Consider the following 21,215-nt stretch of genomic DNA (forward strand, 5'->3'; position numbering starts at 1 on the left):
GCATCAATTTGATTCGCGGCTGTGCAAGCTGTTCATAGGTTCCGGCGAATCTCTTTTTTATCTATGCCTCGCAACCGGGAGTGTTATCTTTTGAGTCGAAAGATTCGCGTCGCGTCGAGTTGGGAAGACATTCTCAAGATTCTCCAAAGACGCGTGATTCGACGCCGCCATTCAGGCGGGTTGCATGGAATGTGTGGGGTCCGGGGTTATGGGGTCGTCGGACGGATTTGAGTCCAAGAAGGTCGGAGTTCCCGCGGTGGGCGATCATGGCGGTGGTCGCGACAGCGCGCTCAGTCCCTTCACCGGGCTTGGCGAGGGCAGCGCCAACCTCGTCGAGGTTCACGGCGTCATCAAATGGTTCGACGCCTCGAAGGGTTACGGCTTCATCGTTCCGGACAATGGCTGGCCGGACGTCCTCCTGCACGTTACCGTGCTTAGGCGCGACGGCTTCCAGACCGCCTACGAGGGCGCCCGCATCGTCGTCGAGTGCATCCAGCGCGCCAAGGGCTACCAGGCCTTCCGGGTGGTCTCGATGGACGAATCGACCGCGATCCATCCGGCGCAGATGCTGCCGCCGCGCACCCATGTCACGGTCACCGCGACCAGCGGGCTGGAGCGGGCCCAGGTGAAATGGTTCAACCGGCTGCGCGGTTTCGGCTTCCTGACCTGCGGCGAGGGGACACCCGACATCTTCGTGCACATGGAGACGCTGCGCCGCTTCGGCATGACCGAACTGCGGCCTGGCCAGTATGTCCTGGTCCGCTTCGGGCCCGGCTCCAAGGGCATGATGGCGGCCGAGATCCATCCCGAGACGGGATCGCCGGTTTCCTCCCACTAGCTCGCCAATTCCCGCAATCGTGAGCAGAGGCGCGCTGGCCGGCCGGCGCGCCTCTGGCTTTTCCGGCGACCGCCACGTATGGACTGGTCAGTCCCACGCCTCGAGAGCTATCCATGAATTTCGATCGAAAGGCCGCCTTCGCCATTGCGAAGGGCTGGCTTGCCGTCATCCTGGTCATCGCCGGCACGGCCGTCGCCGGCGCCGCCAGCTTCCAGCCGCTCGAGATCGTCACCAGGAACGGTGTGCAGGTGTTCTCGGTCGAGATGGCGACGACGGAGGAGGAGAAGCAGACCGGCCTGATGTACCGCAAGGAACTGGCGGACGGCAAAGGCATGCTGTTCGACTTCAATCCCGAGCAGGAAGTGTCGATGTGGATGAAGAACACCTATGTCTCGCTCGACATGATCTTCATCCGCGCCGACGGCCGCATCCTGCGCATCGCCGAAAGCACCGAGCCGTTGTCGACCAAGATCATCTCGTCCCGGGGGCCCGCGCGGGCCGTGCTGGAGGTGGTGGCGGGGACGGCGCAGAAATACGGCATCCGCGTCGGCGACCGCGTCGGCCACCCGCTATTCGGCGGCAAATAGGGCCGGCGGCGAGGGCGCTGCGAGCCTTGCTGGCGCGTTTAGGAAGCTTGCTGGCGCTTTGGGAAGCGTGTATCGACGGGGCTCGCCGGACATTCGGGGTATAGCGCAGCCTGGTAGCGCGGCAGTTTTGGGTACTGCAGGTCGTTGGTTCGAATCCAGCTGCCCCGACCAGTCCCGACCTGATGCTTCGGGCCTTTGGGACGCCTCAGAACCACAGCCAACCGGCGAGGCGCCAGGCGACCCAGGCGAGGGCGCAGATCCAGCCCAGCATGACGATCCCGGCGACGCCGAGCCCGCAGAGTGCGAACAGCGAGCTTCCGGCGTCCGGCACCTCGGAGAGTTTCTCGGTCGTATCAATCTGGCTCACAGCGTCCCCCTGCCTTGCGGCCTGCTCTTCGTTGGTCTCTGCGCATTCGCTAAAATTCACTGGCCGCGCTCCAGCTCACACGGACGTGAGACGGTTGGCTGTCCCTGCAGGCGCGCATGCGTTGATGGAGCATGCCTTCGGATGCACGGACAGGTGGGAAAAAGCTGCAACACGCTGCGCAGTAAAAGGTTGCCGGCGGGTCGGCCGGAAATGCGCAGCAAAGGAATTTTTCGCGTCTCCTGCGCCTGCCTGGCGGGCCCGCTGCGTTGAAAGAGGACAAGGCGCGCCATCGCGCTGCGCCCGTGTTTCCCCCGAGCGAGGTCTCGATGTCGGTCAGTGCCATTGCTTCAACCAGTGCGTCGGTGACGACGGCCCCGTCGACCGCGGCGACGACGTCCACCGCGGCTTCATCGACATCGGCGAGGTCGTCCGCGCAATCGGCGAGCGGAAGCTCGGGATCGGGAGGCGGTGGCGGCTCGGCCAAGAGCATCGTCAGCGAGGTCTCCACCACCGTAGCCGGCATCACCACCACGACGATCACCTATTCGGACGGCACGACCGAGGTCCAGACCTCGACCAGCGCGCAAGGCAGTCAGGATCAGCAGGCGGGGCAGACCTACAACGCCCAGGGCACGATCGGCGCCAGCGCCCAGGCTGCGTCCAGCGCCAGCTCCGGCGCAAACACGGACGTCTGAGCGAAGCTGAGCGCCGGCCAGGGCACGCGGCTTGCTGCGCTTCCAGGAACTCCGGCAAACCGATGCCCGAAGCTTCCAAAGCGTCGACGCTCATCCTCTGCACAGCGCTACTTCTGCGCGATTTTTCAAGGCATTGGGGCGGAGCGGCCGGCGCAGAATTCGAAAACTTCATCGAACCTTTGGGCGTCGCCATAGACAAATGAGTGTTGGGGATTTCAGCGCCCAATGCCTAAACGGACGCCGCCAAGCGATGATATTACGCTTGCGCGGCGTTGCGCTTTTCAAGCGAGGCGAAGAGCGGTTCGCGTCGACAAGACGCTTCAAGCCAAAAATCCAGTGCTTCGGCTCCGATGCAATCAGATCCGATCATGCTCCGGCAATCAGTTCGTGGCGTACCAGCCGAATGGAAACGGCAGGAACGGCCAGACCAATTGATTGTCGTTGGCGGCCTTCGGCGGCGTCTTTGCGAGCGGCGCATGCGGGGTCGATCGCAGCGCCAGGCGCAGACATGCACATTGCAAATACATTGTGGTCGCCCCAGCCCGTCAATATTTTTCAAAAATTCGTGTCGGCTAAAAAATCACCGCGCGCCCTCAAAACGGCGCGCTCATTCTCAAATCGTGCATCCAGTGTAGAAAAATTGGCGCCGGCTTACAACCGGTCTCGCCGCTCGGCCACAACAAGTAAGGTTGATCGGTTAGGTTAAGGGCGAGCGGTTGTTGCGGCCGCTTTGGCGGCTGCTATCAGATCGTTCCGGCTCGCGATGGGCTGCCTGAAATCTGTGCTCACACGAGATCACGGTTCGTCGCGGCGCTCGTATCTTGTGAGTTCTGCATCATGTCTTTCGATCGCAACGTCCGAACCGTCGGCCAGCAGTCGAGCTGGACCGAGATCTGGCACCTCTGGACCGTGATCGTGCCGCGCCGCTCGATCAACGGGCAGCTCGTGGTCGGCAAGGTCTGGCGCCGCCACGACGGCCGCGACTGGATCTACAAGAAGTTTACCGAGTACGACAGCGAAGCCGCCTGAAGGAAAGATCGTCATCCCGCTTTCAGGTTGGTGCCTGCACGCGCGGCAGCGGCACTTTGAAGTGACGTTTCGCGTAGGCGATGATTTCGTTGTCGGAGGGATGATCGGCCGCTTCCACTGCGGCAATCCGCTTGGCGACATCGGGAGCATGGGCGCGAATGTGACTGGCAAGTTCGGTCTTCGCGCTCGCCGGGCCGATGATCAGGACTTCGCCGGCATCGGCGAGGGCTTTGGTCACATCAGCGTAGAACGTCTTGTCGGGTGCGGCATGGCCGCTGCCGGTCACATTGGCCTTGTGATGGAGATGACGCGTCGCCAGTTGCGGATGCAGCGTGATTTCGTCGGAGCCGCTCAGGCCGAGATGGAAGATCCGGGCTTGCGAGTGGTCGATCCACACCACGGCGTGAAAATGAGAGGGCATGTGCTTTGGCCTTGTCCGAGGAAGCCGCCGACATCGGTGCGGCGATACGAGTCGCAGCAACACTAGGTCGGCCGGTGCCGGCTTTGGTTGACGCAGGTCAACCCGATCTCGGATGAACGGCCGAACCGACAGGGGCATCGAAACGGCACGCCCGGACGTTCCCGGTTCAGGCGGCCTTCGCGGCAACCGGCTTGGGCGGCGGCGGTTTCAGCGGCTTGTCCTGCTTCTTCGACCACGAGATGTAATAGGCCACCGTCGTCATGATCGCGATGCCGGCGACGCTGACGAAGATCTGCGCGAACAGCGAGCCCGAGCTCATCGACAGCTCGAAATGCCCGACGAAGGACAGGAACACGCCGACGCAGAACACGGCGAGCGACTGCTGGCCGCACACGATCACCGGATCGAATATCCTCCACTCCAGGCCCGGCCAATCCTTGGGCAGGAAGCGGATCACCAGGATCACGATCACGACGAAGTGGATGAAGCGGTAGGGCGCCAGGTTGGTCTTGTCGTTCGGGTTGAAGGCCGAGAACAGCCATTCCGGGAACATGCCGCCGAGGGTCGGGAAGCGGCCGGCCATGGTCATGAGCAGCGCGAAGGCGAGATAGCCAAGGCAAAGCCACAGCGTGATCGGCGAGTTGATCACCGCCCCTGACCGCTGCGCACCGCCCATGGCGCACCAGGCGCCGAACACGAACAGCACCTGCCAGCAATACGGATTGAAGTACCACTGGCCGGCCGGGTAGGCGTTCAGATTCCAGCCGAAGTGGCGCGCAGAGAGCCACAGCACGATCGACAGCGCCATCGTTAAATCGGGCTTGCGCAGCATGAACCACAGCACCGGCGGAAACAGGCCCATCAGCACGATGTAGAGCGGCAGCACGTCGAGATTGAGCGGCTTGAAGCGCAGGAACAGGCCCTGGCGCAGCGTCTCGGTGGCGTTGTCGACGAGGCCGGCGACATTGAACTCGTTGATCATCTCGGAATCGCCGAAGCGCAGCGCCAGATAGCTGATCGAGGCGATGTAGATCACGAACAGGATGATGTGGGCGACATAGAGCTGCCAGACCCGCTTGGTCAGCCTCGTGGCGCCGACGAGAAAGCCGCGCTCCAGCATCATCCGCGCATAGACGAAGGTGGCGGTGTAGCCGGAGATGAAGACGAACAGGTCGGCGGCGTCGGAAAAGCCGTAATTGCGGGTGGTGATCCAGTTCACCACGTTGTCCGGGATATGGTCGAGGAAGATCGCCCAGTTTGCGACGCCGCGAAACAGGTCGAGCCTGAGGTCACGGCCCTTTTCCGGGAGCGTGGCGTTGATGTTCAGGAAGGACATGCGACGGAAGCTTTCGGAGGGGACGGATACGCTGATGTCGGCGAGGCAGGTCCGCCGGGCGGGATCCCGGCGCGGAAGGCGGGTACGCAATTGTCACGGTGCAGCATAATGACTATACCCATAAGCAGGGCGCCCGGGAGCCGGAATCACTGAACAGTTCCTGAAAGGCGTCTCTATACTATGCCCGCGGTTTCCACCAACTGCCACCGTGACGCATCGAAATCGAACGAAAAGACGAAGAGGCCCGGACGACCATGACCGCACGCATTTTCAAGCCCGCCAAGAACGCGATGCAATCCGGCCGGTCCAAGACCAAGGAATGGCAGCTCGACTACGAGCCCGAGCAGCCGCGTGCGGTCGAGCCGCTGATGGGCTGGACCTCGTCCGGCGACATGAAGCAGCAGATCACGCTGCGCTTCCACAGCAAGGACGAGGCTGTCGCCTATTGCGAACGCAAGGGCATCGCCTACCAGGTGATCGAGCCGCAGGAATCGGTGCGACGCCCGGCCGCCTATGCCGACAATTTCTCGTTCCGTCGCGGCGAGCCCTGGACGCATTGAGGGGCGGCACATTCTGTCGGCACGTCATGCCCGGGCTTGTCCCGGGTATTCGCGTTTTGGGAGCGGTGCTCCTGACAGCGAAAGGTTGACGGACCAGCGCGGCCTGCATGGTTCGAGACGCCCGCTTTGGCGGGCTCCTCACCATGAGGGTCAGAAATCTCGCTGCGCAACGCGACCTTATCCTGAGGGCCCGGCCCCGCTATTCCAGCCCTGTGCGCGCCCAAGGTGGTTGGCACGAATTCCGCCGCGTGCTTCGCTGCCCGCCCTCAAGGGCTATGACGAGGTGGGCTATGGCGGGGCGTGACCAGCTCGACGGTGTCGATCTGAAGATACTCTCCGAGCTTCAGCAGGACGGGCGGGTTCGCAACAACGAGCTGGCGCTTCGCGTCGGTGTGTCCGGGCCCAACTGCGTGCGGCGGCTGAAATCGCTGTTCAGCCGCGGCGTGATCCGGGCGGTGCGCGCGGTCATCGACGAGCGGCTGCTCGGCTATGAGGTGGTGTCGTTCGTCTCGATCCAGCTCGGCAGCCAGGCCCAGCCGGTGCTGGAGGCGTTCGAGAACTCGATCGCAGCGATCCCGCGCATCCAGCAGTGCTGGCGGATTTCGGGCGACACCGACTACCTCCTGAAATGCGTGGCGCCGAGCGTCGAGAGCATGCGCCAGCAGCTGCTGCATTTCGCCGCGATGCCGAACGTCAAGAACGTTCGCAGCTTCCCTGTGCTGGGGGTGGCGAAAGATGTGCCGCTGCCGTTGCAGGGCATCATGGCGGCGTCGGCAGGATAGCGGCGCGCTCGCTCGCCTCACCGATACCTGCCGCGAAACTCGCTCGGCGAGGTGCCGGTCCAGGTGCGGAAGGCGCGGGAAAAGCTCTTTTCGTTGCGGAAGCCGGCGATCTCCGCGATCCGCTTGATCGGGGTGCGGCCGCGCATCAATTCCTGTTTGGCGAGCTCGAACTTTGCCTCCTCCTTGAGACCGCGCAGCGATGTCGCTTCCTCGCGCAGGCGCCGGTGCATGGTGCGGGTGGAGAGGGCCAGCTCGCTCGCGACGTCCTCGGCGCCGAGGCTGCGTCCGCGCGCATTGCGCAGCACGCGGCGGACGCGCTCGACCAGCAGCCGGTCGCGGCGGTAGGGCAGCACGGTCAACCGCAACGCGCCCTTGAGCATGTTGTCGAGATCGGCCGCGCTGCGGGTGAGCGGCAGCGAGAGATAATGCTTGTCGAAGACGATGCGGGCGCGGTCCGCATCGAAGCTCAGGTTCCTGCAAAAGATGGTCGGATAGACCGAGACATGGCCGGGCTCGGCATGCGGGAATTCCGCCGTGCGAAGCGCGATCCTGGAATCGACCGCCCAGCAGGAGAAGCCGAGCACGTAGCGGAGCAGGGTGACCAGGCAGAACTCGCGTAGAGGCCCGAGGTCGCGCAGCTCCCTGATCGACACGACCGCGGTTTCCTCGTCGATCGAAAGATCGAGCAGCACGTCCTCCGTCAGCAGGCGATGATGCCGGCACCAGCGCCTGAGCGCGACTTCCAGCGTTGGCGCCGTGATCGAGGCGCGGCACAGCATGCCGTAGGTGCCGAAGGGCAGCCGGCGCGAGAACCAGCCGAGCGCCTCGTCGTCGAGCTCGCGCATGGCATGGCCCGCCAGCGCCTCGAACTGGGCCGCCGTGACCCGCCCATCCGGAGAATTGACAAGGTCTGGCGTTACCTGGCCCCGGCTCAGCGCCTCCGCGGGATCGCGGCCATATCGCTCATAGGCGGCAACCACGCCGCGCACGAAGGCGGCGGGGGTCACGGCGCGGCGCGGGATTGCGGTGGCGGCTTGAAAAGGCATCGAAACTCCCCAGGGAAAATCCTCGCCAAGTTTGGCGGAAAATGCAACCTTTTCGACCGCAAGAGGGCCAAGACCCCGCTAGGTTCGGTGACCAAAATACGGAGGAATCGCCGTGAACATCCCGAGCATCGATTTCGATCTGGGCGAAGACGTCAGCATGCTGCGCGACACGTTGCGCGCCTTCGTGGAGGCGGAGATCGCCCCGCGCGCCGCCGAGATCGAGAAGGCCAATCTGTTCCCGGCCGACCTCTGGAAGCGCCTTGGCGACCTTGGCCTGCTCGGCATGACCGCGCCGGAGCAATATGGCGGCTCGAACATGGGCTATCTCGCTCATATCGTCGCCATGGAGGAGATTTCACGCGGCTCCGCGGCCGTGGGGCTGTCCTACGGCGCCCATTCCAACCTCTGCGTCAACCAGATCCGCCGCAACGGCAACGACGCGCAGCGCGAGCGCTATCTGCCAAAGCTGATTTCCGGTGATTACGTCGGCGCGCTGGCGATGTCCGAGCCGGGCGCCGGCTCCGACGTCGTCTCGATGAAGCTGCGCGCCGACAAGCGCGGCGACCGCTACGTGCTCAACGGCTCCAAGATGTGGATTACCAATGGCGGCGATGCCGACGTGCTGGTCGTCTATGCCAAGACCGATCCGGCGGCGGGACCGCGCGGCATGACCGCCTTCCTCATCGAGAAGGGTTTCAAGGGGTTCACCCACGGCCAGCATCTCGACAAGCTCGGCATGCGCGGCTCCAACACCTATCCCTTGTTCTTCGACGAATGCGAGGTGCCGGAGGAGAACGTGCTCGGCAAGGTGGGGGAGGGCGTCAAGGTGCTGATGTCGGGCCTCGACTACGAGCGCACAGTCCTGTCGGGTGGCCCGCTCGGGATCATGGCGGCCTGCATGGACGCGGTGGTGCCCTACATGCACGAGCGCAAGCAGTTCGGCCAGCCGATCGGCGACTTCCAGCTCATGCAGGGCAAGCTTGCCGACATGTACGCGACGTGGCAGGCCACGCGCGCCTATGTCTACGCGGTGGGAAAGGCCTGCGACCGCTCCAACCATGCGCGGACGCTGCGCAAGGACGCTGCGGCTGCGATCCTCTATTCCGCGGAGAAGGCGACGTGGATGGCGGGCGAGGCGATCCAGGCGCTCGGCGGCGTCGGCTATACGTCCGAATTTCCGGTCGGACGTCTCTGGCGCGACGCCAAGCTCTACGAGATCGGCGCCGGCACCTCGGAGGTGCGCCGCATGCTGATCGGCCGCGAACTGATGGCCGAGACGGCTTAAGCCTTCACGCAATTGGAATTGCCGCGAAATGGGTCCAACCTGTTCGCGGCCCTCACCAGATCACCAGAAAACGCGGGACCTCCATGCCGCTCCATTCCAGCATCGACACGTCTTCATCGGACTTTGCGCGCAATTCCGAGGCCATGCGCACCCTTGTCGCGGACCTGCGCGAAAAATTGAGCCAGGTCGCCGGTGGCGGCGGCGAGACTTCGCGCAACCGCCACACCTCGCGCGGCAAGATGCTGGCGCGCGAGCGGGTCGACCTGCTGGTCGATCCCGGGACCTCGTTCCTGGAGCTGTCGCCGCTCGCGGCCTATGGCCTCTATGGCGGCGACGTGCATTCGGCGAGCGTCGTCACCGGAGTGGGGCGCATCTCGGGCCGCGAATGCGTGATCGTCGCCAACGACGCCACCATTAAGGGCGGCACCTATTATCCCATGACGGTGAAGAAGCATCTGCGTGCGCAGGATATCGCGCGGCAGAACAACCTTCCTTGCGTCTACATGGTCGATTCCGGCGGCGCCTTCCTGCCGCTGCAGGACGAGATCTTTCCTGACGAGCGCCATTTCGGCCGGATCTTCTACAATCAGGCGCAGATGTCTTCGCAGGGCATTCCGCAGATCGCGATCGTGATGGGCTCCTGCACGGCCGGCGGCGCCTATGTCCCCGCGATGTCGGACGAGAGCATCATCGTGCGCAATCAAGGCACCATCTTCCTAGGCGGCCCGCCGCTGGTGAAGGCTGCAACCGGCGAGGTCGTCACCGCGGAAGAGCTCGGCGGCGCCGACGTGCATTCGCGCCAGTCGGGCGTGACCGATCACTACGCCCAGAACGACGCCCATGCGATCGGCATCGCCCGGCGCATCGTGGGTACGCTCAAGCCGTCGACGCGGCCAAACCTCAACATGCATCCGACGCGCGATCCGCTGTTTGCGGCGGAGGAGATCTATGGCGTGGTGCCCGTTGACGGCAGAAAACCGTTCGACGTGCGCGACATCATCGCACGGCTCGTCGACGGCTCCGAGTTCGACGAGTTCAAGAAGCTCTACGGCACGACGCTGGTCTGCGGCTTCGCCCACATCTGGGGCTACCCGGTCGGCATCATCGCCAACAACGGCATTCTGTTCAGCGAGAGCTCGCTGAAGGGCGCGCATTTCATCGAGCTGTGCTGCCAGCGCGGCATTCCGCTGGTGTTCCTGCAGAACATCACCGGCTTCATGGTCGGCAAGAAATACGAGGCCGGCGGCATCGCGCGCGACGGAGCGAAACTCGTGACGGCGGTCGCGACCGCCTCGGTGCCGAAATTCACCGTCGTGATCGGCGGCTCTTATGGCGCCGGCAATTACGGCATGTGCGGCCGCGCCTATTCACCGCGTTTCCTGTGGATGTGGCCGAACGCGCGCATCTCGGTGATGGGCGGCGAGCAGGCCTCGATGGTGCTGAGCCAGGTCCGCCGCGACAATATCGAGGCCAAGGGCGATAGCTGGTCGAAGGAAGACGAAGAGACGTTCCGCAGCCCGATCCGCGCGCAATACGAGAGCCAGGGGCATCCGTATTATGCGACCGCGCGGCTGTGGGACGATGGCGTGATCGACCCGGCCGACACCCGCCTCGTGCTCGGCCTTGGCCTCTCGGCGGCGTCGAATGCGCCGATCGAGCCGACGACATTCGGCCTGTTCAGGATGTGATGCGATGGACCGCTCAAAGCTCTACCGCCGTTTTCGCACGCTCCTGATCGCCAATCGCGGCGAGATCGCCTGCCGCGTCATCCGCACCGCCCGCGCCATGGGCCTGCGCACCGTCGCGGTCTATTCCGAGGCCGACCGCGACGCGATGCATGTCGCGCTCGCGGATGAGGCCGTGCTGCTCGGGCCCGCGCGGGCCCGTGACAGCTATCTCAATGTCGAGCGGCTGATCGACGCCGCGAAGAAGACCGGCGCGGAGGCCGTGCACCCCGGCTACGGCTTCCTGTCCGAGAATGCGGAGTTTGCGCAAGGCTGCTTCGATGCGGGCCTGGTCTTCGTCGGCCCGACCGCCGGGATGATGAATGCGATGGGCTCGAAGTCCGGCTCCAAGGCCCTGATGGAAAAGGCGGGCGTGCCGCTGGTGCCCGGCTATCACGGCGAGGCCCAGGACGAGGCGACGCTGGCAAAGGCGGCCGAGAAGGCCGGCTTCCCCGTACTCGTGAAGGCGTCGGCCGGCGGCGGCGGCCGCGGCATGCGGATCGTGCGGTCGGCCGATGAGCTTGCGCCTGCGATCGTCAGCGCCAAGCGCGAGGCCAAGGCCGCGTTCGGCGACGACCGCATGCTGATCGAGAAATATGTCGACAATCCCCGGCATATCGAGGTGCAGGTGATCGGCGACAGCCACGGCAATCTGTTGTCGCTGTTCGAGCGCGAATGCACGCTGCAGCGCCGGCACCAGAAGGTGATCGAGGAGGCGCCGTCGCCGACGCTCAATGCTGCCCAGCGCGAGGCCGTCTGCGCCGCCGCGCGAAAAGCGGCGGGCGCCGTGAATTATGTCGGCGCCGGCACCATCGAGTTCGTCTCCGACGGCAAGGACGTGTTCTTCATCGAGATGAACACCCGCCTCCAGGTCGAGCATCCCGTGACCGAGCTGATCACCGGGATCGATCTCGTCGAATGGCAGTTGCGCGTCGCCTTCGGCGAGGCGTTGCCGCTGAAGCAGGACGAGATCAGGCTCAACGGCCATGCCGTCGAGGCGCGCGTCTACGCTGAGAACCCAACGAAGAACTTCATGCCTTCGGTCGGAAAAATCTCGACCTGGCGCTTGCCGGCGGAAGGCGGTGGCCTGCGCATCGACGCTGGTTATGGCGAGGGCGATGCCGTCTCGCCTTACTACGACGCCATGCTGGCAAAGATGATCGCGTGGGCGCCGACGCGGGACGTCGCGATCGAGCGGCTGAACCGCGGGCTGGAAGAGTCCGACGTCCGCGGCATCGTCACCAACATCCCGTTCCTGTCCGCGCTGATGACGCATCCGAAGGTGAGGGCGAACGCGATCGACACCGGCTTCATCGAGCGCGAGCTGGCGGTCCTGACACAGGCCTCGCCGGCGCCTGGCGAGCTCGAGTTCTGCGCCGCGGTGGCCGCCGTCATCAACGACGAGCGGCAGGCCGCTCAAGGCGACGCGGATTCGCCGTGGCAGACCTTTGGCTGGATGCCGGTCGGCCGCCGCCAGCGCAGCTTTTCCTTTCGTGTCGGGCATGGACCCGAACAGAGGGTTGCGCTGAACTACGGCAGCGGACCGTCGACGCTGGTGATCGGTGAACGGGAGCTTGCCTTTGCAATCGTGCCCAAGGATGGCGGCTTCGACCTGACGCTCGACGGCGTCAGATCGTCGGTCACAGCCGTGATCGACGGCCATGAGCTCTATCTGCGCACGCGCAACGGCCGGTTCGACCTGCATTGGGTCGACCCGTTCGGCGGCGAGAGCGAGGAGCATGTCGGCGAAGACAAGATCGCAGCGCCTTTGCCGGGCACGGTCGTCGCCGTGCTGGCCGAGGAGGGCGCCAGGCTCGACAAGGGTGCGCCGATCCTCACCCTGGAAGTGATGAAGATGGAGCAGACGCTGCGGGCGCCCTATGCCGGCGTGCTGAAGTCCATCAAGTGCAAGGTCGGCGATATCGTGCAGGAGGGTGTCGAGCTCGCCGTGGTCGAGCCTTCCGGAGAGTGACATGAGCGATCCCGTCCGCATCATCGAAATGGGGCCGCGCGACGGCCTCCAGAACGAGAAGACGCCCGTCAGCGTCGAGGCCCGCATCGCCTTCATCGAGGCGCTGGTTGCGGCCGGGCTTGACACGGTCGAGGTCGGAGCCTTCGTCTCGCCGAAGGCGATCCTGCAGATGGCGAGCTCGGATGCCGTGCTGCGCGGCGTTGCCCACGTGAAGGGCGCCGAATTCCACGTGCTGGTGCCGAACGAGAAGGGCTACGACGCCGCGCGCGCCGCGGGCGCGAAAGTGGTCTCCGTGTTCGCTGCGGCCTCGGAGGGCTTTTCGCGGGCCAACATCAATTGCACGGTCGCCGAATCCATCGAGCGGTTCAAGCCGCTGCTCGCGCGCGCCAGGGCCGATGGCGTGCCGGTCCGCGGCTATATCTCCTGCGTGCTGGGCTGCCCGTTCGACGGCGAGATCAAACCGAAGGCGGTGGCCGATCTCGCGATGACCCTGTGGGAGCTCGGCTGCTACGAGATCTCGCTCGGCGACACCATCGGCGTCGGCACGCCGACCAGGGCCAAGGAGATGCTGCGCGCGGTTGCCTCCAACATCCCCGCCGCCAAGCTCGCGATGCATTTCCACGACACCTACGGCCAGGCCCTCGCCAATCTCTACGCCGGCCTGGAGGAGGGCGTCCGCGTCATCGACGCCGCCGCCGGCGGCCTCGGCGGGTGCCCCTACGCACCGGGCGCAACCGGCAATGTCGCCACCGAGGACGTCGTCTACATGCTCGAAGGCATGGGCGTCAGGACCCGCGTGGACATGGACCGGCTGCTGGCGGCGACCAACGAGATCAGCGGCGTGCTGGGCAAACCGCCCGTGAGCCGCGTCGCGTCCGCACTGAATGCGAAGCGGAAACGGGCCGTTTCCCAGCCCTCGTCATTGCGAGCGTAGCGAAGCAATCCAGAATCCCACTGTAGAAAGAACCCTGGATTGCTTCGCCACGCTCGCAATGGCGGCGGAGATGGCGTCACCTGCTCCCGTCCGGCCCCATCACCAGATCCGGCAGCGCGGTCGAGATTCCCGGCACGAAGCACAGCAGCAGCACCGCGAGCATCATCAGCAGGACGAACGGCAGCGTGCCCCAGATCACCTCGCTCAGCGGGATGTCGGGCGCGACGTTGCGGATGACGAAGATGTTGAGGCCGACGGGCGGATGGATCAGGCCCATCTCCATCACGATGGTCATGACCACGCCGAACCAGATGATGTCGAAATTGGCGGCGCGCAGCGGCGGCAGGATGATCGGCGCGGTCATGAGAATGATCGAGACCGGCGGCAGGAAGAACCCGAGCACGACGACCATGACGAGGATCGCGAACAGCAACTCCCAGCGCGGCAGGTGCATCGCGACGATGGATTCGGCGACCGATTGCGAGATGTGCAGATAGCTCATCACGTAGGAATAGAGCAGCGACATGCCGATGATCATCATCAGCATGGTCGATTCCCGGATCGTCGATTTCATGATCGGGGCGAGGTCGCTCGGCCGCCACACGCTGTAGATGGCGGCGATCAGCGCCAGCGCGAGCAGGCCGCCGAGGCCGGCGGTCTCCGACGGCGTGGCGTAGCCGCCATAGAGCGCGATCATGACGCCGGTCAGCAGCAGCACGAAGGGTATCACGCGCGGCAGCACGCTGAAGCGTTCGGCCAGAGTGTACTCGTCGCGGGCAAGGATCGCAGCCTCCGGTCCGCCGTTCTTGTAGATCGCTTCGGCCGCGGCATATTCGCGGCGGAAGCGGATCACGGCATAGGCGCCGAACAGGGAGACCAGCAGCAGGCCGGGGCCGATGCCGGCGAGGAAGAGCCGCCCGAGCGATTTTTCCGCCGCGACCGCAAACAGGATCATGGTGATCGACGGCGGCAGCAGGATGCCGAGCGTGCCGCCGGCGGCGATGATGCCGGCAGCAAAGCCGCCGGAATAACCGCGCTTGCGCATCTCGGGGATGCCGGCCGAGCCGATTGCCGAGCAAGTCGCGGGCGAGGAGCCGGCCATCGCGGCAAACAGCGCGCAGGCGAATACGTTGGCGACGCCGAGCCCACCGGGCACGCGATGCAGCCAGGCGTGCAGCGCCGAATAGAGATCCTGGCCAGCGCGCGACTTGCCGATCGCCGCGCCCTTCAGGATGAAGAGCGGGATCGACAGCAGCGTGATCGAGGCCATCTCCTCGTAGACGTTCTGCGTCACCGTATCGAGAGAGGCTGATGGCATGTAGATGCCCATGAACACGACCGCGACCGCGCCGAGTGCGAACGCGATCGGCATGCCCGAAAACATCGCGACCAGCGTCGCAATCCCGTAAGCGAGGCCGATACCGAAAACGCTCATGAACGCCGGGCTCCTGCGAACGGCAGCGCAAGCTGCACGAGGATCTGAACGCAGAGCAGGCTCATGCCGAGCGCCATCAACGAATAGGGGATGGCCAGCGGCGGCGACCACATCGAGTTCGAGACCTGGCCGTCGACATAGGCTTCATGCGCCAGCGTCCAGGACTTCCAGGCAAAGAAGGCGCAGAACAGGAACGTTACGGCATCGACCAGCCAGAGCCTGATCCGGTTCGCCAGCGGCGAGAGCAGACCGACAAAGGCCTCGATGCCGATATGGCCGCGGTTCTGCTGCACATAGGCGGCCGTCATGAAGGTGGCGCCGACCAGGAGAAACACCGCGGCCTCGTCCTGCCAGTAATTGGCGGCCTTGAACAAGGCGCGGCTGAGCACGCTGTAGCTCAGGATGGCGCAGGCCCCGACCAGCGCGATCGCGGCGAACACGACGATGATGCTGTTGAGGATGGCGAGACCGCGATCGACCGCCGCCGCAAGGCCTGTCCTTGCGGCAGCGTTCGCGTGTACGTCACGATCCGGAAGCGGACCGTGGCTCATGCCGCGACGTCGATGGCGAGCTTGAGCAGGTTCGCCGCGGTCGCGGTCTTGGCGCCGTAGTCCTTCCACGCCGTGTCGCGGGCGATGTCGCGCCACTTGCCGACGGTCGCGGCATCGAGCGCCGAGACCTTGGCGCCGGCCTTCTCGTAGACCTTGGCGACCTCGATGTCGTCGTCCTGTGCGCCCTTGCGGCCGAAGGCTTCGAGCTCGGTGCCGACCGCGAGCAGGATGTCCTGCTGGTTCTTCGGCAGCTTGTCGAAGATCGCCTTCGACATCATCAGCGGCTCGAGCATGAACCAGTAGGATGCGCCGGCCCCTGAGGTCAGCGACTTCGCGACCTCTTCCAGCCGGAACGAGATCAGGCTGGTCGAGGAGGTGATGCCGGCATCACAGGCGCCGGTCTGCATCGCCGCGTAGATTTCGTTCGAGGGCACCGACAGCACCGAGGCGCCGGCGGTCTGCAGCACCATGTCCATCTCGCGCGAGCCGCCACGTACCTTGAGGCCCTTGGCGTCTTCCGGCGCGACGATCGGCTTGGAGCGGCTGGCGACGCCACCGGCCTGCCACACCCAGGTGAGCAGGATGATGCCCTTGTCGGCGAGGAAGTCGGTCAGCGCCTTGCCGACCGGTTCCTTCTTCCAGCGCATGCCCTGGTCGTAGGTGGTCACGAGGCCCGGCATCAGGCCGATATTGGTCTCCGGCAATTCGCCGCCGGCGTAGGGCATCGGATAGAGGCTGATGTCGAGCGCGCCTTTGCGCATCGCGGAGAACTGCGCGTTGGTCTTGATCAGCGAGGAGTTCGGATAGATCTCTGCAGCGAGATCGCCATTGCTCCGCTTGGCGATCTCGGCGGCGAACATCCGGCAGAGCCGGTCGCGGAAATCGCCCTTGTCGATCGTGCCGCCTGGAAACTGGTGCGATATTTTCAGCGTGGTCGCGGCATGCGCGGTGCCGGTGCCGAAGCGGAGAATGGCGGGTGCGGCGACGGCGGTCGCGATCAGGTGACGGCGCGTGAGCATGGTGTGATCCCCTTGGACGGTTTTTTTGTTGGATGTTGATTTGAATAGGTCATGAGACCGGCGCAGAGGCCTATCCTAGCCGGTCTTTCACCCGAACTTCTCTCATCTGATAGTTCGAGACCGAATGCCGCGGCAAGTCCCGGCCTTGCTGCGCTGCACACGTCTGATCGCGTCGGAAACACGAAACTCCTCCGATCGATGGACGGCAGCCGGCAAGCAGAAATTCATCGGCGACGGCGTAACAACGCCGCGTGTCGATCCGTCGAGTCTGGATAGCGGCGTCCGTCGCTGACAAACATCATCTCGAAGGGAAGATCACTCATGACCATTCGCACCCGCATCGCGCTCGGCGTCTCGGCTGTCGCTCTCTCGCTTGGCCTCGCGCTGTCGCCGGCCGCCTTTGCTCAGGACAAGATGGGCAAGGACGACGGCATGATGAAGAAGGACACCATGTCCAAGGACGGCATGAAGAAGGACACCATGTCCAAGGACGACGGCATGAAGAAGGACCACATGTCGAAGGACGGGATGAAGAAGGACGACGGGATGATGAAGAAGAACTGATCTTCTACCATCCTCGAGGCCGTCTGCGAGAGGCAGACGCGCGTTCGCGAAGCTCCGGAGGCGGTCGCGTGGACCGCCCCGAAGTGATGTCTCAGTTCAAATTCAATTGAACATTACTTGCTGAACGTTACTTGCGCTTGGCCTTGCGGGCAGCGTAACGGGCGTCGCGCTTGGCCTTTTGCTCGGCCTCCATCGCGGCCGCCTTGGCTTCGGCTTCCTCGGCCTCGCGCGCGATGCGTGCAGCTTCCTCGGCCTTGGCTTCTTCCTCGCGACGCTTCTGCTCGGCCTTTTCAGCCTCGCGCGCAGCCTTCGCCTCGGCGCGCTTGGCCGCGAGGGCCTCGCGCTCGGCACGCTTCGCCGCGACCAGAGGATCGTCGACCCCGGGCTGCGACTTGAATTTGTTCAAAAGATTTTTGCGCGCGTCTTGCGCCGCCTTTTGCCGGTCTGCGAAACCGGGTTCCCTGAATCCACTCATCGACGAGCCTTGTCTTCCTCGCTTCCGATCCTACATCACTGCGGTTGGTACGTCGGCTGGGCATAGCAGGCGCCACGCGACGCTCAAGCGTGTACATCGATGCGCGTCGCAACGCCACCCATAATCGCAGCCGATCAGGTAGACGAAAAATCGCTCCCCCGACGATCTCTCGTAGCCCCGAAAAACTGCCGAATTGTGATGTCCCTCATAAGGGGCACACGGAGCGGCGCCTAGCGTCCGCTCGCTACGAGACGCGGAGCACGGGTATGACGATCTCCAGACTGAGCCTGAAGGCGCTCGCAATCGCCGTCGCGGTGGCAGCAATGGCCGGCACCGCGCTGCTGCTCGCCGGTCCGCAGCCGATCGAAAGTGCCGTCCTGGGAGCCGATTGGGAGTGCACCCAGACCGCGTTCGTGCTCACGACCTGCGCGCCGCGGGTGCGCGAGGCGATCCCCGCGGTCGAAACCTCGCGCAAGGATGCGATCCGGCAGACCCGAGGCTGAACGGGAGGGGCTGAGCGGGATGTGACCCCACGCCGCAGAGGTGATAGAGCCCGCTCGCCCCTGTGATCGGTCAGCCATGTCCAAGCCGGACTCCAAGCCCGTCTCCAATCTCAAACCCAAGCCCGAAGCGGGCGATAAGCCCAAATCCCCTGCAAAACCTCAATCCGGTGACAACCGTCGCGGCGCGATCGCCGGCTTGATCATCACGATCGTGATTCTGGGCGTCGGCTGGTGGCTGGCCCGGGACCTCACCGCTGCCAGCAAGATGCAGGACTGCCTGGCGTCCGGGCGGAGCAATTGCAACGTGATCGAGCCGGCCCGTTAGGACCGCTCCGACGTTGCCCTCTGCAGGCCTTGGGCCGAAAGAATGCCGTGATCTTAATCATTTGTAACGGGACTTAACCGATCAAGGCAGGTCAGTTATGTCCGCCGGCATCAGGCCAGCGCGAGCCGAATCGCATATCGCGCCTGGGACCACGGCAATCGCGAGAGTAGGGGGTCAAGCACGCATGAGTGCGTCCAGCCGCATGAAGATCATCATTCCCTTGGTTTCGGCCATGTCCTTGCTCGCCGTCTCGGCGCAGGCTCAGGATTCAGGGCCGCCAAGGCGCGACGGCCAGCCGCCGCAAGGTCAGGGCGCAGGCGCGCCACCCCAGAACAATCCGAACATGCGCAAGGGCCCGCCGCCGCAGCAGGCGGCCCGGCCTGCGCTACAGCCCGGCGGCCAGCCGCGTGCCGGCGGCCCCGGTCATGCAGGTCCTGGCCCGCACAACGCAGGCGGTCCGCCGCCCGGACGCAATTACGCCAGGGGGCCCGCACCGGCACGCGACTGGGGCGGCCACGCCTATCGCGGCAATCTCGCCTGGGACGGCGGACGCTGGCGCCACGAGGTCCACAACGGCCGCTCCGGCTGGTGGTGGGATGTTGGCGGTGTGCGGTACTATTATCCGCAACGGATGGAGGGCCCGCCAGCCTACATCTCGGAAGATTATTACGACGACGTGCCGATGGCCTATGCCCCGGCGCCGCCTCCGGTCGCCTACGAACCGCCGCCGCCTCCGCCACCGGCTGATCCCGGCGCGAGCGCGCTTGGCGGAGCCATCGTCGGCGGCTTGCTGGGCGGCCTGATCTCTGGCAACGCCACGGGCGCGGCCGCGGGTGCCGTGATCGGCGGTGCCACCGGCGCCATTGCCGGCGCCACGGCGGCCTCGCGCCCCGGCTACTATCTGGCCCAGGGCAATTGTTACTACCGCTATCCGAGCGGCCAGTATGTGCAGGCCGATCCCCGCGCGTGTTACTGACGTATCAGGCAGCACCTGAAACGAAGAGGAGGCGGGCGAAAGGCCCGCCTCTTTTTCGTTTTGGCGCCGGTCGTCGGCTGGCCATCAATTGAATGGACTGATCGCCCCGCGCGTCAGGACACCAGCCAGCTGAAGAACGCCATCGCGGCCCAGACCAGGCCTGCGATCCCGGCCAGCATCACGATACCGATGGTCGCAAGACACGCGATGCCGAGCAGGTCGGACCTTTCTCGTTGCGTGCGGACGTCAACATCGGCCGCGGCTTCTCGTGTCATGACGGGATATACCTCCCATGCCTTCTCGCTCTCCTGGGGAGCGTCGAGGGACTGTTTAGCGGAGCGGCGGGGCGCCGGCTGTGACGCACTTCACAGATCGCCCCCAATGCGGCCCGGCCTCACCGCTTCCTGCGGAAAATATCCGGAAACGATCGCGCCGTTCGCGGCTTCCCCGCTTCCGTTTTCGCGCAAGGGAAAACCCGAATTTGCGCGACGATCATCGCGCAGGTTCTTTGGCATCTGCGCAAGATGGGATCGCGCGTGCAACTCGGCCCGTGCAGGGCATTGACCCCGCATTCATACGGGCGAAATTGCCATGCGCTTGTCCAGATCGGACGGCTAGAATCAGGCTCATGTGTACCGAGTACGACCCACAGAAGGAAGCCGAGTCGGCGATGAAGCGCGCCGTGGCAGCCGAAGGCCCCGACAGGCAACGTCTCATCCAACTGGCCCTGGCCTGGCATCAACTCGCCCGCGACCGGCGCGAGGAACGGGCGGACTGAGCGCACGCGCTTGGGAGACAGGCCGTGCTCACGAGAAAACCCGTGCTCGGGGGACAAGCACGGGGTTCTCAGCGCCGACCGGGGCTGGCAGATCGGCACCACTAAATTCCGCCATCCAACGCGCTGACCGCGGGTTCGTTCCGCGTCTTTCAATCGCGTTGTCGACATTATTGAAGAGGGCCGGGAGAGGCATCGGCGGCCCGCACGTAGGAACGTCCGTTCATCGCCGACGTTGAGCGGCCATGACCGACCCCGAGTTACGCGCACAATCCTTCGAGATCGCCTGGAAATATCTCGACCAATCCGGCCTGCTCACCGGTGAGAACAGGGGCGCGGCCCGGTTCATCCTGAACAGGATCGACCGCATGATGCTGCGTGGAGAAAGGCGAAGGCTGCTGCTGTCAAACGCCGCGATCGATGCCTACCGGCTGCGGCCGATGCTCGTAACGCTGGATGCATGATCGACCCGCGGCCGAACGGCGATTCTGGTCGCTGCCGCCCGCCAGCGACCGAACGGCGAAAGCCAGTTGGTGCTGGCTCGCCGCGACATTCATAATCGACGCTTGCGCCACTTCGAGGCGTCTTGCGATCCCGCCGGAATCGACGGTCGCGTCGATCGCCAGAAAAGACATTGCGGCGACGGCAACTCCGGCTGTGATGGCCATTCTCGTCCAATCCGATAGCGGCATCACAAGACCCTTCGACGGCTCTTTTGCATGCCGAATAGGTAGGACGCTCACGTCTTCCGGATAGGCCTGCGCACGCGTTCTTGAAGTGCGACAGATTCGTAAGGCATTGGGGGGTGGCGATCCCAGCAGGACTCGAACCTGCAACCCGCGGAGTAGAAATCCGCTACTCTATCCAGTTGAGCTATGGGACCGTCGCTGGGCCGGCCTCGGCTACCGCCTGCCGGTCTTCTATCACGCCAAATATGAAAAATCTGACGTTTCGCCAAGCCTGAACCGAACCGTTTTGCTCAGAGCCGCGACAAAGCGGAACGGTGGCGTGTCAGG

Annotated in this window: 26 protein-coding genes and 2 tRNA genes; 17 read left to right on the top strand and 11 right to left on the bottom strand. The window is 64.6% G+C overall.

The window, feature by feature from the left end; genetic code table 11:
• The first annotated feature begins 208 nt into the window (after positions 1-208).
• The 3 genes from JQ572_RS26340 (at position 209) to JQ572_RS26350 (ending at position 1,596) form a co-directional block, all read left to right on the top strand.
• Positions 209-838, top strand: a complete 630-nt coding sequence (locus JQ572_RS26340; RefSeq protein WP_211385741.1) for a cold-shock protein — start codon at positions 209-211, stop codon at positions 836-838.
• A 113-nt stretch (positions 839-951) separates the two neighbouring features.
• The gene (locus tag JQ572_RS26345) at positions 952-1,425 is read left to right on the top strand and encodes a DUF192 domain-containing protein (protein WP_211385742.1); all 474 of its coding nucleotides are present in this window, start codon (positions 952-954) and stop codon (positions 1,423-1,425) included.
• A 94-nt stretch (positions 1,426-1,519) separates the two neighbouring features.
• A tRNA-Pro gene (locus JQ572_RS26350) sits at positions 1,520-1,596 on the top strand.
• Between the two features lie 34 nt (positions 1,597-1,630).
• Here JQ572_RS26350 and JQ572_RS26355 read toward each other — a convergent pair.
• Positions 1,631-1,792 (bottom strand): RNA-binding protein, encoded by a 162-nt coding sequence (locus tag JQ572_RS26355; protein WP_249129338.1) that lies wholly within the window; start codon positions 1,790-1,792, stop codon positions 1,631-1,633.
• 326 nt (positions 1,793-2,118) lie between these two features.
• On the opposite strand from JQ572_RS26355, the gene JQ572_RS26360 reads away from it, so the two are divergent.
• Positions 2,119-2,487 carry a hypothetical protein gene (locus JQ572_RS26360; RefSeq protein WP_211385744.1) on the top strand — a complete coding sequence of 123 codons (369 nt, stop codon included), beginning with the start codon at positions 2,119-2,121 and terminating at the stop codon, positions 2,485-2,487.
• Between the two features lie 380 nt (positions 2,488-2,867).
• On the opposite strand, the gene JQ572_RS26365 is transcribed toward JQ572_RS26360, so the two are convergent.
• The gene (locus JQ572_RS26365) at positions 2,868-3,014 is read right to left on the bottom strand and encodes a hypothetical protein (protein WP_211385745.1); all 147 of its coding nucleotides are present in this window, start codon (positions 3,012-3,014) and stop codon (positions 2,868-2,870) included.
• A 310-nt stretch (positions 3,015-3,324) separates the two neighbouring features.
• Between JQ572_RS26365 and JQ572_RS26370 the strand changes: the two genes are divergently transcribed.
• Positions 3,325-3,516 (top strand): hypothetical protein, encoded by a 192-nt coding sequence (locus JQ572_RS26370; RefSeq protein WP_211385746.1) that lies wholly within the window; start codon positions 3,325-3,327, stop codon positions 3,514-3,516.
• A 22-nt stretch (positions 3,517-3,538) separates the two neighbouring features.
• On the opposite strand, the gene JQ572_RS26375 is transcribed toward JQ572_RS26370, so the two are convergent.
• Together JQ572_RS26375 and JQ572_RS26380 are read right to left on the bottom strand one after the other, a co-directional pair.
• Positions 3,539-3,937: a translational machinery protein gene (locus tag JQ572_RS26375; RefSeq protein ID WP_211385747.1), complete on the bottom strand. Its 399-nt coding sequence runs from the start codon at positions 3,935-3,937 to the stop codon at positions 3,539-3,541.
• Between the two features lie 166 nt (positions 3,938-4,103).
• Positions 4,104-5,273: an OpgC domain-containing protein gene (locus JQ572_RS26380; RefSeq protein WP_211385748.1), complete on the bottom strand. Its 1,170-nt coding sequence runs from the start codon at positions 5,271-5,273 to the stop codon at positions 4,104-4,106.
• 254 nt (positions 5,274-5,527) lie between these two features.
• On the opposite strand from JQ572_RS26380, the gene JQ572_RS26385 reads away from it, so the two are divergent.
• Both JQ572_RS26385 and JQ572_RS26390 read left to right on the top strand, forming a co-directional pair.
• Complete coding sequence (locus tag JQ572_RS26385) at positions 5,528-5,833, top strand: ETC complex I subunit (RefSeq protein ID WP_211385749.1); 306 nt, start codon at positions 5,528-5,530, stop codon at positions 5,831-5,833.
• A gap of 290 nt (positions 5,834-6,123) precedes the next feature.
• Complete coding sequence (locus tag JQ572_RS26390; RefSeq protein ID WP_211385750.1) at positions 6,124-6,615, top strand: Lrp/AsnC family transcriptional regulator; 492 nt, start codon at positions 6,124-6,126, stop codon at positions 6,613-6,615.
• 17 nt (positions 6,616-6,632) lie between these two features.
• Here the strand turns inward: JQ572_RS26390 and JQ572_RS26395 are convergent, their stop codons facing one another.
• The gene (locus JQ572_RS26395) at positions 6,633-7,661 is read right to left on the bottom strand and encodes an AraC family transcriptional regulator (protein WP_211385751.1); all 1,029 of its coding nucleotides are present in this window, start codon (positions 7,659-7,661) and stop codon (positions 6,633-6,635) included.
• A gap of 157 nt (positions 7,662-7,818) precedes the next feature.
• Between JQ572_RS26395 and JQ572_RS26400 the strand changes: the two genes are divergently transcribed.
• The 4 genes from JQ572_RS26400 to JQ572_RS26415 all read left to right on the top strand — a co-directional run bounded on the left by JQ572_RS26400 (position 7,819) and on the right by JQ572_RS26415 (position 13,576).
• Positions 7,819-8,946 (top strand): isovaleryl-CoA dehydrogenase, encoded by a 1,128-nt coding sequence (locus JQ572_RS26400; protein WP_249129382.1) that lies wholly within the window; start codon positions 7,819-7,821, stop codon positions 8,944-8,946.
• Positions 8,947-9,029: 83 nt separating this feature from the next.
• Positions 9,030-10,634 carry a carboxyl transferase domain-containing protein gene (locus tag JQ572_RS26405; protein WP_211385753.1) on the top strand — a complete coding sequence of 535 codons (1,605 nt, stop codon included), beginning with the start codon at positions 9,030-9,032 and terminating at the stop codon, positions 10,632-10,634.
• Between the two features lie 4 nt (positions 10,635-10,638).
• The gene (locus tag JQ572_RS26410) at positions 10,639-12,642 is read left to right on the top strand and encodes an acetyl/propionyl/methylcrotonyl-CoA carboxylase subunit alpha (protein WP_211385754.1); all 2,004 of its coding nucleotides are present in this window, start codon (positions 10,639-10,641) and stop codon (positions 12,640-12,642) included.
• Between the two features lies 1 nt (position 12,643).
• A complete protein-coding gene (locus JQ572_RS26415) occupies positions 12,644-13,576 on the top strand; it encodes a hydroxymethylglutaryl-CoA lyase (protein ID WP_211385755.1) in 933 nt (310 codons plus the stop codon).
• 76 nt (positions 13,577-13,652) lie between these two features.
• Here JQ572_RS26415 and JQ572_RS26420 read toward each other — a convergent pair whose 3' ends face one another.
• Genes JQ572_RS26420 through JQ572_RS26430 form a run of 3 tightly spaced genes read right to left on the bottom strand, consistent with a single transcriptional unit; the run spans position 13,653 to position 16,581 of the window.
• Positions 13,653-15,011: a TRAP transporter large permease gene (locus JQ572_RS26420; RefSeq protein ID WP_211385756.1), complete on the bottom strand. Its 1,359-nt coding sequence runs from the start codon at positions 15,009-15,011 to the stop codon at positions 13,653-13,655.
• On the bottom strand, positions 15,008-15,562 hold the full coding sequence (locus JQ572_RS26425) for a TRAP transporter small permease (protein WP_211385757.1): 555 nt from the start codon (positions 15,560-15,562) through the stop codon (positions 15,008-15,010). The genes JQ572_RS26420 and JQ572_RS26425 overlap by 4 nt, the downstream gene beginning before the upstream one ends.
• Positions 15,559-16,581, bottom strand: coding sequence for a TRAP transporter substrate-binding protein (locus JQ572_RS26430; protein WP_211385758.1), 1,023 nt, complete (start codon positions 16,579-16,581; stop codon positions 15,559-15,561). Before JQ572_RS26430 ends, JQ572_RS26425 begins: the two co-directional genes overlap by 4 nt.
• A 321-nt stretch (positions 16,582-16,902) precedes the next feature.
• Here JQ572_RS26430 and JQ572_RS26435 point away from each other — a divergent pair, with 321 nt between their 5' ends.
• Positions 16,903-17,145 (top strand): pentapeptide MXKDX repeat protein, encoded by a 243-nt coding sequence (locus tag JQ572_RS26435; protein WP_211385759.1) that lies wholly within the window; start codon positions 16,903-16,905, stop codon positions 17,143-17,145.
• Positions 17,146-17,272: 127 nt separating this feature from the next.
• Here the strand turns inward: JQ572_RS26435 and JQ572_RS26440 are convergent, their stop codons facing one another.
• Complete coding sequence (locus JQ572_RS26440; protein WP_211385760.1) at positions 17,273-17,620, bottom strand: DUF6481 family protein; 348 nt, start codon at positions 17,618-17,620, stop codon at positions 17,273-17,275.
• A gap of 266 nt (positions 17,621-17,886) precedes the next feature.
• Between JQ572_RS26440 and JQ572_RS26445 the strand changes: the two genes are divergently transcribed.
• The 3 genes from JQ572_RS26445 to JQ572_RS26455 all read left to right on the top strand — a co-directional run bounded on the left by JQ572_RS26445 (position 17,887) and on the right by JQ572_RS26455 (position 19,424).
• Positions 17,887-18,123: a hypothetical protein gene (locus tag JQ572_RS26445; RefSeq protein ID WP_211385761.1), complete on the top strand. Its 237-nt coding sequence runs from the start codon at positions 17,887-17,889 to the stop codon at positions 18,121-18,123.
• Positions 18,124-18,199: 76 nt separating this feature from the next.
• On the top strand, positions 18,200-18,448 hold the full coding sequence (locus JQ572_RS26450) for a hypothetical protein (RefSeq protein ID WP_211385762.1): 249 nt from the start codon (positions 18,200-18,202) through the stop codon (positions 18,446-18,448).
• A 184-nt stretch (positions 18,449-18,632) separates the two neighbouring features.
• Positions 18,633-19,424, top strand: coding sequence for a hypothetical protein (locus JQ572_RS26455; protein WP_211385763.1), 792 nt, complete (start codon positions 18,633-18,635; stop codon positions 19,422-19,424).
• Between the two features lie 113 nt (positions 19,425-19,537).
• Here JQ572_RS26455 and JQ572_RS26460 read toward each other — a convergent pair whose 3' ends face one another.
• Positions 19,538-19,699, bottom strand: coding sequence for a hypothetical protein (locus JQ572_RS26460; protein ID WP_211385764.1), 162 nt, complete (start codon positions 19,697-19,699; stop codon positions 19,538-19,540).
• Between the two features lie 353 nt (positions 19,700-20,052).
• Between JQ572_RS26460 and JQ572_RS26465 the strand changes: the two genes are divergently transcribed.
• Both JQ572_RS26465 and JQ572_RS26470 read left to right on the top strand, forming a co-directional pair.
• Positions 20,053-20,202 carry a hypothetical protein gene (locus JQ572_RS26465; RefSeq protein ID WP_211385765.1) on the top strand — a complete coding sequence of 50 codons (150 nt, stop codon included), beginning with the start codon at positions 20,053-20,055 and terminating at the stop codon, positions 20,200-20,202.
• A gap of 242 nt (positions 20,203-20,444) precedes the next feature.
• Positions 20,445-20,663 carry a hypothetical protein gene (locus JQ572_RS26470; RefSeq protein ID WP_211385766.1) on the top strand — a complete coding sequence of 73 codons (219 nt, stop codon included), beginning with the start codon at positions 20,445-20,447 and terminating at the stop codon, positions 20,661-20,663.
• 342 nt (positions 20,664-21,005) lie between these two features.
• On the opposite strand, the gene JQ572_RS26475 is transcribed toward JQ572_RS26470, so the two are convergent.
• Positions 21,006-21,082, bottom strand: a tRNA-Arg gene (locus JQ572_RS26475).
• Positions 21,083-21,215 lie beyond the last annotated feature (133 nt).

It is taken from the genome of Bradyrhizobium sp. SZCCT0153 (assembly GCF_018129995.1).
GTDB classification, from domain to species: domain Bacteria; phylum Pseudomonadota; class Alphaproteobacteria; order Rhizobiales; family Xanthobacteraceae; genus Bradyrhizobium; species Bradyrhizobium japonicum_G.